The following is an 8,963-nucleotide window of genomic DNA, read 5'->3' on the forward strand; positions in this document are numbered from 1 at the left end:
GCCGCCCGCCTGCGCCGCCGCCTCGCGCCAGGGCGCCCGCTCGTCGGCCGCCCGACACCGCGCCCCAGATCCCGCGCCCCTCCCCGCCCAGCCTGAGACCGTTCCCAAAACCATCTCAGACGCTTACGGGAGAGACCCCCATGTTCCGCACCACCGCCGCCGCGGCCTTCGCCGCCGTCCTCTTCTCCATCGCCCCCGCGCTCGCCGCGGATGTGACGGTGGAGAACGCCTACGCCCGCTCCTCCAACCCCATGGCCGGCGCCGCCTTCTTCGCGCTGCACAACCATGCCGACCAGCCGGCGAAGCTGGTCGAGGTCCGGTCCGACGTCGCCCGCTCGACCGACCTGCATACCAACATCATCGAGGACGGCATCGCCAGGATGCGCCCCGTGGACGCGATCGAGATCCCCGCGCACGGCACGGCCATGCTCCGGCGCGGCGGCGACCATGTGATGATGATGGGTCTGAACGGACCGTGGGAGCAGGGGAAGAGCTTCCCGCTGACCCTGGTCTTCGACGACGGGACCGAGCAGGTGATCGAGGTGCCCATCGACAACGACCGGCAGGACGCCCCGATGGATCACGGCGCGACGGGCGGCGGGGCCATGGACCACGGCAAGGTGGATCCGGGCGCGAAGAAGCACGATCACTGACCCGGCGAAGGCCCCCCGCGCCCGCCGCGGGGGGTCACCCGGCCGGAAGCAGCTCCGCCACCCATTCCGGCACGATCTCGGTGGCCTTGCCGTGGCGGGAGCCGCCGAACCAGGACGCGCCCTCCGACGGCTCCAGGTTCAGCTCCAGCGTGTCGGCCCCCGCGCCCCGCGCCTCGGCCACGAACCCCGCCGCCGGATAGACCGCGCCCGAAGTGCCGATGGACACGAAAAGCCCGCATTGGCCCAGCGCCGCGTAGATCTCCTCCATCCGGTAGGGCATCTCGCCGAACCACACCACGTCCGGGCGCACCCGCCCCCCGCCGCAGGCAGGGCAGGTCGAGGCCGTGGTCATCGTCGCCTCCCCCCAGATCCACCGATGCCCGCACCCGTCGCAGAGCGCCTTGGCGAATTCCCCGTGGATATGGATGAGGTCGGCCGGATCGGCGCCGGCCAGCGCCCCCGCCCGCTCATGCAGATCGTCGACGTTCTGCGTCACGATCAACACCTCGCCCGGCCGCGCCGCCTGCAGCCGGGCCAGCGCATGATGGGCGGCGTTGGGCTCCGCCGCCCGCGCATTCGCCCGGCGCGCGTTATAGAATTCCAGCACCATCTCGGGGTCGCGGGCGAACGCCTCCGGCGTCGCCACGTCCTCCAGCCGCACCTTCGTCCACAGCCCGCCCAGGTCGCGGAACGTGCCCAGCCCGCTTTCCGCCGACACGCCCGCCCCGGTCAGGATCACGATCTCGGGTCCCGTCATCTTCGCCTCCGCCCCGGTTGCGCCCCTGCGGCGCAGGCCCGAACATGGCACGTCCCGCCTCTCCGCCCAACCCGGAGGCCCCGGCGCCGACGCAGGGTTCGAGCGGGGGCCGGACATGCTGGACGCCGCCGCGGCTGAACGAACCGCACGCGCGGGGTCTCAGGCGTCGAGGTCTCAGGCGTCGGGGCCGGCGTCAGGCGACATCATCTCGTTGGCCGCGATGGCGTAGAGCAGGCGCCAGTCGGCCTCCAGCTCGGCCGAGAACGACCCGTTCAGATGCAGGCGCATGGTCTCGATCAGCGCCTCCTCCATCGGACCGAAATGGCGGGGCTGGACGCCATAGGCGGCATGACCGCGGCCCAGCGCCCGGATATGCGCGTTCAGCCGCGCCGGATCCTCGCAGGACTCGACCAGCACCCCCAGCATCGCGATGAACTTGCGCCCCTGCCCGGCGAGGTCGGAGTCGCGGAACAGCGTCCGCACCTCCGGGGCCCGTTCGAACAGGGTCAGGTAGAAGTCGATCGAGGCGTCGGGGCTTTCGAGCCGCAGGGTCGAGAGCACGGCGCGCATCCGCACGAGACTTGAGGAATCGAGCAGCATGGCGCGGGCTCCGGCCGGCAATTGGCACGCATGATCGCGCAGCGGATCGGGGCTGGGGACCGAGCTGCGCGCGACCATGTTCGACGCAGCGTAAACCAGTCCTCGATCAGGATCAATTGCCGAACGCTACGTCAGTCCAGCTCGGTCAGCAGCGCGCGCAGGTCCAGTCTCGTGTTGTTCATCGCCAGCGACCCGTCAGGGGCGCGCGGCCATTCCGCCTCGGGCCGGTCGCGGCAGAGCTCCACGCCGTTGCCCTCCGGGTCGGTCAGGTAGATCGCCTCGCTCACCCCGTGATCCGCGGCGCCGTCCAGCGGGACCTTGGCCGCGATCAGCCGGGCCAGCGCGTCGGCCAGATCCCGTCGCGTCGGATAGAGGATCGCCAGATGGTAAAGCCCGGTGGTCCCCGGCGGCGGCGGCTGGCCCCCGGCGCTTTCCCAGGTGTTGAAGCCGATATGATGGTGATAGCCCCCCGCCGCGACGAAGGCCGCCTGCGCGCCGTAGGCCTGAGTCTGCTCGAAGCCGAGCACGCCGCAATAGAAGCCCAGCATCCGCTCCAGCGACGCGACCTTCAGGTGAACATGCCCGATGCGGGTTCCCGCGGCGACGGGGACGTTCGGGATGGGGCGGGCGGCGGACATGGCGGCTCCTGCAAGAACGGGGGGCGCGAGGGAACGCGCCGACATCGGTCGCGTCCCCAGGATCGCTTCCCGCGCCCCCGGAAACAAGCGGCGCGGCGCGCACGGTCCATCCACGGACGGGAGACTATCCTCCCCGCCCCCCCCGATCTCAACCGGCTGCGACGTCCGCGGTTTCGTCCCAGCCCACGAAGTTCGCCACCTCGTCCACCGGCCGACGGGTCGAGACCACGTCGTTCGCCGCGAAATCCCGGTTGGGCCAGCCCATCGCCACGCAGGTCATGATCAGCTGATCGGCGGGGATCCGCGCATGTTCGCGCACCACCGGCGACTGCATGATGCCCTGGCCGTTGATCACGCAGCCCAGCCCCCGCGACCACGCCGCCAGCACCAGCCCGTAGGTGATCGCACCCAGGTCGAAATGCGCGATGGCGTCGCCGCCCTCGCCCAGCTCCCGGTCGAAGCAGATCACGATCGACACCGGCGCATCGAACTGCCGGAAGCCGCGCATCACCCAGTCCTGCCGCCGCTCGGCGTCGGTCCGCTCGATCCCCATCGCGGCGAAAAGCTGCTTGGCGATGCCGACCTGACGGTCGCGATGCACGCCCTCGTATTTGCCATGGGTCGGGATTTCCCGGCTCGGCTTCACGCCGGCGAGGTTGCGCTCGGAATTGCCCTGCCGGATCCGGTCCAGCGGCGCGCCCGTCACCACATGCAGATGCCAGGGCTGGGTGTTCATCGAGGACGGAGCCCGCGTCGCCAGCCCGATCACCTCTTCGACCAGCGCGCGCGGCACTGGCTTGTCGAGGAACCCGCGGATGCTGCGCCGGCCGTTCACCGCTTCGTCGAGGTCCATGCGTCTCTCCCAATGCTTCACGCCGTCTCGCCGCGGCTGCCAGGTCAACATACCCGCGCGGATGCCCCCGGTCGAGACGCCACCCGCGCCGCATTCCCTCTCCGAGCCGCCGGCGCCATGCTGACCGCGCCCAACCCGGAGGCCGCCATGCCCGTCACCCTCGCGCCCCTCGCCCCCGAAAGCGCGCTGCACCGGCTGATCCGCCCCGGCGACTTCCTGGATTGCTACGCAACCCGCCCGGCCCCCGCCTTCGACGCCCAGCCCATCGAGGCCATCGCCGCCGCGCTCTTCGCCGACATGCCGGCCTGGGCCCGGACCCTGATGCGGATCCGCGACGCCGCCGTCGCCCCCCTCGGCCTCAAGACCACCCGCGATCTCGCCGACCGCGCCGTCGCCGACCGCATCGGCATCTTCCCCCTGATCTCGCTCACCAAGGCCGAGGCCGTGCTTGGCGCCGACGACCGCCATCTGAGTTTCCGCGTGTCGGTGATGCGTCCCGCGGCGGCGCCCGAGACCGTCCGGCTCGCCACCTGGGTCCGCCGCCGCAACACGCTCGGGCGCGTCTATCTCGCCACGATCCTGCCCTTCCACCGGCTGATCGTGCGGGCCTCGCTCGCGCGTCTCTCGGACCCCGCTTGACGCGCCGCACCGCCGGCCTCAAAAGCCTGTCCATGACCGAGCTTTCCAGAATCCGCAACTTCTCGATCGTGGCCCATATCGACCACGGCAAATCCACCCTCGCCGACCGGCTGATCCAGATCACCGGCGGGCTGACGGACCGTGAGATGAAGGAGCAGGTCCTCGACTCCATGGACCTGGAGCGGGAGCGCGGCATCACCATCAAGGCGCAGACCGTCCGCCTGAACTACAAGGCCAAGGACGGGCTCGACTACATCCTCAACCTCATCGACACCCCCGGCCATGTCGACTTCGCCTATGAGGTCTCCCGGTCGATGCGCGCGGTCGAGGGCTCGCTCCTCGTCGTCGACGCCTCCCAGGGGGTCGAGGCGCAGACGCTCGCCAACGTCTACCAGGCGATGGAGGCGAACCACGAGATCGTCCCCGTCCTCAACAAGATCGACCTCCCCGCCGCCGAGCCGGACCGGGTGAAGGAGCAGATCGAGGACGTGATCGGCATCGACGCCGAACATGCGGTGATGATCTCCGCGAAATCCGGCCTCGGCATTTCCGACGTGCTGGAAGCCATCGTCACCCGCCTCCCCGCCCCCACCGGCGACCGCGACGCGCCGCTCAAGGCGATGCTGGTCGATTCGTGGTACGACGCCTATCTCGGCGTCATCGTGCTGGTCCGCATCCGCGACGGCGTCCTGCGCAAGAACGACAAGATCCGCATGATGTCGACCAAGGCCGACTATCAGGTCGACACGCTCGGCATCTTCGCCCCCACGCGGCGCGAAGTCGACGAACTGGGCCCGGGCGAGATCGGCTTTCTCACCGCCTCGATCAAGCAGGTCCGCGACACCCGCGTCGGCGACACCATCACCCACGAACGCAAACCCTGCGCCGAGATGCTGCCCGGCTTCAAACCCTCGATCCCCGTGGTCTTCTGCGGGATGTTCCCGGTCGACGCCGCGGACTTCGAAGACATGCGCGACGCCATCGAGAAACTGTCGCTCAACGACGCCTCGTTCTCGTCGGAGATGGAGACCTCCGCGGCGCTGGGCTTCGGCTTCCGCTGCGGCTTCCTCGGCCTCCTGCATCTCGAGGTCATCCGCGACCGGCTCGAGCGTGAATACGACATCGACCTGATCACCACGGCCCCTTCGGTGGTCTACAAGCTGGTGATGCGCGACGGCGAGGTGAAGGAGATGCACAACCCCGCCGACATGCCCGACCCGACCCATATCGAGGAGATCCAGGAGCCCTGGATCAAGGCCACCGTCCTCGTCCCCGACGAATATCTCGGCGCCGTGCTGAAGCTCTGCGAGGACCGCCGCGGCCAGCAGCGCGACCTGACCTATGCCGGCACGCGGGCGATGGTGGTCTACGACCTGCCGCTCAACGAGGTGGTGTTCGATTTTTATGACCGTCTGAAGAGCGTCACCAAGGGCTACGCCTCCTTCGACTACCAGATCGAGGGCTATCGGGCCGAGAACCTGGTGAAGATGTCGATCCTGGTGAATGACGAGCCGGTGGACGCGCTGGCCACCATCGTCCACCGCGACCGGGCCGAGATGCGCGGCCGTGCGATGGTCGAGAAGCTCAAGGATCTGATCCCCCCCCACATGTTCAAGGTCCCCGTCCAGGCCGCGATCGGCGGGCGCGTGATCGCGCGCGAGACGATCCGGGCGATGCGCAAGGACGTGACGGCGAAATGCTACGGCGGCGACGCGACCCGCAAGCGGAAGCTTTTGGACAAGCAGAAGGCCGGCAAGAAGAAGATGCGCCAGTTCGGGAAGGTCGAGATCCCGCAGGAGGCGTTTATCAATGCGCTGAAGATGGATGGGTGAATGATTGGACGATTTTCAAAAATATATTGAGTCATTCTCCGACAACCTACGAAATTACGATAAGTTATTACCCTTGGGTTTCGTAAAAATCGAGCAGACTTTCCAAGAAATCACACAAACCCTGAAGGAGCCGAAATCCCTTCAGGAAGTAATGATGTTTTTTACGTGCTACAGTGCTTTGAGGGCATCGTATTCACTGATTTCGGGTGGCGCTTATGTAAATGTTGCCCCAGTTTTGCGACAGGCGCACGAAGCAGCACTTTATGCATTTCTGTTTAATATGAATCCTGAATTCATAGAGCATTGGAAAAACAAACGCACGGATAAAAAAGCACAGAGCATCATGCGCTATGAAGCCCGGCGGACAGCACTAAAAAAGCTTAAATTAACGAATGCAAGATTAGAATCTCAGGTCAATTCCACTTATAAAGTATTGCTAGATTTAGGCGCGCACCCAAATGCGCTTGGCACAGAAATTGCCTCGACACGCTCTCCTGGCGAAAATGGTATGGGAACTTACAAATTTTCTTTTCTAGGAAGTCAAAAGAATCGCGAACTTTACCTGTTGTGGCTCTGCTTTACTGGCGTTGACGCGCTAGGGCTGTTTAAATACGTTTTTCCAAAAATCGCATTGGAAGTGTCACTTGATGAAAAAATTCTTCAAATTAAACAGCATAATTTTAACTATGGTAAATATGTAGAGAATTCTCGACCGAGCCCGTAGAGCGGGTACAAACCCGCCTTCCTCCACCGCCACCCGCACCAACGGCGGGTTCGCACCCGCCCTACTCTCCGACCCGCCCGAGCGGCGCTTTCGACGTCGCCTCGCGCCCCCACCGGCCCGCATCCCGCCGATACGACGACCACGGCCAATCCTCCGGCCGGGCGACATATCCGTGCTTCACCGGGTTGAACCAGCAATACCCGACATGCGCCGCGCAATCGGCCTCGTCGCGCAAAAGATGCTCCCAGAACCGCCGCTGCCACACCCCGCGCTCGCCCTTCCGCGCCCGGCCGCTCCCCACCACCTCCGGCAACCGCCGCGTGAACCCCGCCTTGATCCCCCGCCACCGCCCCGAGAAATCCGCGTCCCCCGCCGGCAGCCTCCACACCGCGTGAAGGTGGTCGGGCAAGACCACCATCGCCTCGATCCGGAACGGCTGCGCCGCCATCGTCTCCCGCAACGAGCAGCGCAGCGCCCCGATCTCCCGCACCAGCAGGTCCGACCCCCGGTCGCTCAACGTCACGGTGAAGAAGTAACGGGCCCCAGGCGCCCGCCTCCGGCGATAGTTCGGCATCGTCAAAAGATGAATCGAAACGGTTAAGAAAGCGTAGGGCGGGTGCGAACCCGCCGCGCCCCCGCCAATCCCCGACCGAAATGCTTGGCATACGCGCGGTGCACGCCCGGTGCACGCATGTCACCCCCCCTCCTGGCGCGCCGGTCGCTCCACCAGACGGAATGCCATTCCGCAAATTCCGCGCTACATCACGAAAAATCGTGGCAGACTTCACGATCCGTTTTTCACTCAACCGGAGGGCTCGCGCATGGCTGCGACCGGATCGCGAAAGCTGTCGCTCACCGCCAAGGTGATGATCGCCATGGTGCTCGGCCTCGCCGTCGGCTTGATCTTCAACGCCATCGGCTCGCCGTTCATCAACGAGCACATCGTCGGCGGGCTCTTCGCCATGCTCGGCAAGATGTTCGTCAACGCGCTGAAAATGCTCGTGGTTCCGTTGGTGGTGTTCTCGCTGATCTGCGGCGTCGCGGGGATCGGCGACATCCGCGTGCTGGGGCGGGTCGGGGGGCGGTCCTTCGCGCTCTACATGCTGACCACCGCCACCGCCATCGCGGTCGCCATCGTGCTGGCGCTGATCGTGGCGCCCGGCAAGGGCTTCGACATGACCGGGGTCGACGTCTCCGGCATCTCCGCCAAGGCGGCCCCGTCGGTCTGGGACGTGTTCGCCAACGTCGTCCCCACCAACCCCATCGCCTCGCTGGCCTCGGGCGACATGCTGCAGATCATCTTCTACGTGATCGTGGTCGGCGTCGCCGCCCTGATGCTGGGCGAGAAGTCGAAGGGCTTCATCGCCGGCTGCGAATACATGAACGAATTGATGATGAAAGTCGTCGAGATCGTCATGGCCTTCGCCCCTATCGGCGTGTTCTGCCTGATCGCCAAAGTGTTCGCCGAGCAGGGCATCGGCCTGTTCATTCCGGTTCTGGCCTATGTCGGCACGCTGACCGCGGCCCTGCTGCTGCATCTCTTCGTGACGCTGATGCTGTTCCTGAAGGTGTTCTCCGGGCTCGACCCCTTCGCGTTCATGCGCAAGATCCGGCCGGCGCAGATCTTCGCCTTCTCCACCGCCTCGTCCAACGCCACCATCCCGGTCACCTATCGCTGCGTGACCGAGCGGATGGGGATCGACACCTCGGTCGCCTCGTTCACCGTGCCGTTCGGCGCGACGATCAACATGGACGGCACCGCGATCATGCAGGGCGTGGCCACGGTGTTCCTGGCCAATGTCTACGGGATCGACCTCGGGATCGGCGGCTATCTGACGGTGATCGCGATGGCGGTTCTGGCCTCCATCGGCACCGCGGGCGTGCCCGGGGTGGGGCTGGTGATGCTGACCATGGTGCTGGGTCAGGTCGGGCTGCCGATCGAGGGCATCGCCCTGATCCTCGGCGTCGACCGGCTGATGGACATGATCCGGACGGCCGTGAACATCACCGGCGACGCGGTGGTCACCGCCATCGTCGCGAACGGAGAGCGGAAGATCGACATGGCGGTCTATGGCGATCCGGAGGCCGGCACGGTCTCCGACGGGCTGAACATCGACCCGGCGGCCGAGGCCGAGCTCGCCACCTACGCCAAGCCGCATCCGGGCGAGTAAGCCGCGGAGATATCAAGGAAAAGGGGCCCGCGGGCCCCTTTTCTCATGCGCCGACGCTCAGCCGGTATAGACCGGGTCGCGTTTTTCCAGGAACGC

General features: G+C 66.3%; 10 protein-coding genes. 5 read left to right on the top strand and 5 right to left on the bottom strand.

Going from position 1 to position 8,963, the window contains the following annotated elements; all coding sequences use genetic code 11:
• The first annotated feature begins 140 nt into the window (after nucleotides 1-140).
• A complete protein-coding gene (locus ACTB72_RS18410; protein ID WP_463038468.1) occupies nucleotides 141-653 on the top strand; it encodes a copper chaperone PCu(A)C in 513 nt (170 codons plus the stop codon).
• A 34-nt stretch (nucleotides 654-687) separates the two neighbouring features.
• Here the strand turns inward: ACTB72_RS18410 and ACTB72_RS18415 are convergent, their stop codons facing one another.
• The 4 genes from ACTB72_RS18415 to ACTB72_RS18430 all read right to left on the bottom strand — a co-directional run bounded on the left by ACTB72_RS18415 (nucleotide 688) and on the right by ACTB72_RS18430 (nucleotide 3,501).
• Nucleotides 688-1,410 (bottom strand): NAD-dependent deacylase, encoded by a 723-nt coding sequence (locus tag ACTB72_RS18415; protein WP_463038469.1) that lies wholly within the window; start codon nucleotides 1,408-1,410, stop codon nucleotides 688-690.
• Between the two features lie 174 nt (nucleotides 1,411-1,584).
• Complete coding sequence (locus ACTB72_RS18420) at nucleotides 1,585-2,010, bottom strand: globin domain-containing protein (RefSeq protein WP_463038470.1); 426 nt, start codon at nucleotides 2,008-2,010, stop codon at nucleotides 1,585-1,587.
• A 131-nt stretch (nucleotides 2,011-2,141) separates the two neighbouring features.
• The gene (locus tag ACTB72_RS18425) at nucleotides 2,142-2,648 is read right to left on the bottom strand and encodes a VOC family protein (RefSeq protein WP_463038471.1); all 507 of its coding nucleotides are present in this window, start codon (nucleotides 2,646-2,648) and stop codon (nucleotides 2,142-2,144) included.
• Between the two features lie 148 nt (nucleotides 2,649-2,796).
• Nucleotides 2,797-3,501, bottom strand: coding sequence for a nitroreductase (locus ACTB72_RS18430; protein WP_463038472.1), 705 nt, complete (start codon nucleotides 3,499-3,501; stop codon nucleotides 2,797-2,799).
• A 147-nt stretch (nucleotides 3,502-3,648) separates the two neighbouring features.
• Here ACTB72_RS18430 and ACTB72_RS18435 point away from each other — a divergent pair, with 147 nt between their 5' ends.
• From ACTB72_RS18435 to ACTB72_RS18445, 3 genes are read left to right on the top strand one after another with little or no spacing between them, the layout of a single operon-like run.
• Nucleotides 3,649-4,140: a DUF2867 domain-containing protein gene (locus ACTB72_RS18435; protein WP_463038473.1), complete on the top strand. Its 492-nt coding sequence runs from the start codon at nucleotides 3,649-3,651 to the stop codon at nucleotides 4,138-4,140.
• Between the two features lie 32 nt (nucleotides 4,141-4,172).
• On the top strand, nucleotides 4,173-5,972 hold the full coding sequence (gene lepA / locus ACTB72_RS18440) for a translation elongation factor 4 (RefSeq protein ID WP_463038474.1): 1,800 nt from the start codon (nucleotides 4,173-4,175) through the stop codon (nucleotides 5,970-5,972).
• Nucleotides 5,973-5,976: 4 nt separating this feature from the next.
• The gene (locus tag ACTB72_RS18445) at nucleotides 5,977-6,696 is read left to right on the top strand and encodes a hypothetical protein (RefSeq protein ID WP_463038475.1); all 720 of its coding nucleotides are present in this window, start codon (nucleotides 5,977-5,979) and stop codon (nucleotides 6,694-6,696) included.
• A gap of 61 nt (nucleotides 6,697-6,757) precedes the next feature.
• Here ACTB72_RS18445 and ACTB72_RS18450 read toward each other — a convergent pair whose 3' ends face one another.
• Complete coding sequence (locus ACTB72_RS18450) at nucleotides 6,758-7,270, bottom strand: REP-associated tyrosine transposase (RefSeq protein ID WP_463038477.1); 513 nt, start codon at nucleotides 7,268-7,270, stop codon at nucleotides 6,758-6,760.
• Between the two features lie 247 nt (nucleotides 7,271-7,517).
• Between ACTB72_RS18450 and ACTB72_RS18455 the strand changes: the two genes are divergently transcribed.
• Nucleotides 7,518-8,867: a dicarboxylate/amino acid:cation symporter gene (locus ACTB72_RS18455; RefSeq protein WP_463038476.1), complete on the top strand. Its 1,350-nt coding sequence runs from the start codon at nucleotides 7,518-7,520 to the stop codon at nucleotides 8,865-8,867.
• Nucleotides 8,868-8,963: the final 96 nt, after the last annotated feature.

Source organism: Albimonas sp., from assembly GCF_055129145.1.

Excerpts from the sequence above, each read along its gene's own strand:
- ACTB72_RS18410 (WP_463038468.1), top strand. The coding sequence starts at position 141 with ATGTTCCGCACCACCGCCGCCGCGGCCTTCGCCGCCGTCCTCTTCTCC.
- ACTB72_RS18415 (WP_463038469.1), bottom strand. The coding sequence starts at position 1,410 with ATGACGGGACCCGAGATCGTGATCCTGACCGGGGCGGGCGTGTCGGCG.
- ACTB72_RS18420 (WP_463038470.1), bottom strand. The coding sequence starts at position 2,010 with ATGCTGCTCGATTCCTCAAGTCTCGTGCGGATGCGCGCCGTGCTCTCG.
- ACTB72_RS18425 (WP_463038471.1), bottom strand. The coding sequence starts at position 2,648 with ATGTCCGCCGCCCGCCCCATCCCGAACGTCCCCGTCGCCGCGGGAACC.
- ACTB72_RS18430 (WP_463038472.1), bottom strand. The coding sequence starts at position 3,501 with ATGGACCTCGACGAAGCGGTGAACGGCCGGCGCAGCATCCGCGGGTTC.
- ACTB72_RS18435 (WP_463038473.1), top strand. The coding sequence starts at position 3,649 with ATGCCCGTCACCCTCGCGCCCCTCGCCCCCGAAAGCGCGCTGCACCGG.
- lepA (WP_463038474.1), top strand. The coding sequence starts at position 4,173 with ATGACCGAGCTTTCCAGAATCCGCAACTTCTCGATCGTGGCCCATATC.
- ACTB72_RS18450 (WP_463038477.1), bottom strand. The coding sequence starts at position 7,270 with ATGCCGAACTATCGCCGGAGGCGGGCGCCTGGGGCCCGTTACTTCTTC.
- ACTB72_RS18455 (WP_463038476.1), top strand. The coding sequence starts at position 7,518 with ATGGCTGCGACCGGATCGCGAAAGCTGTCGCTCACCGCCAAGGTGATG.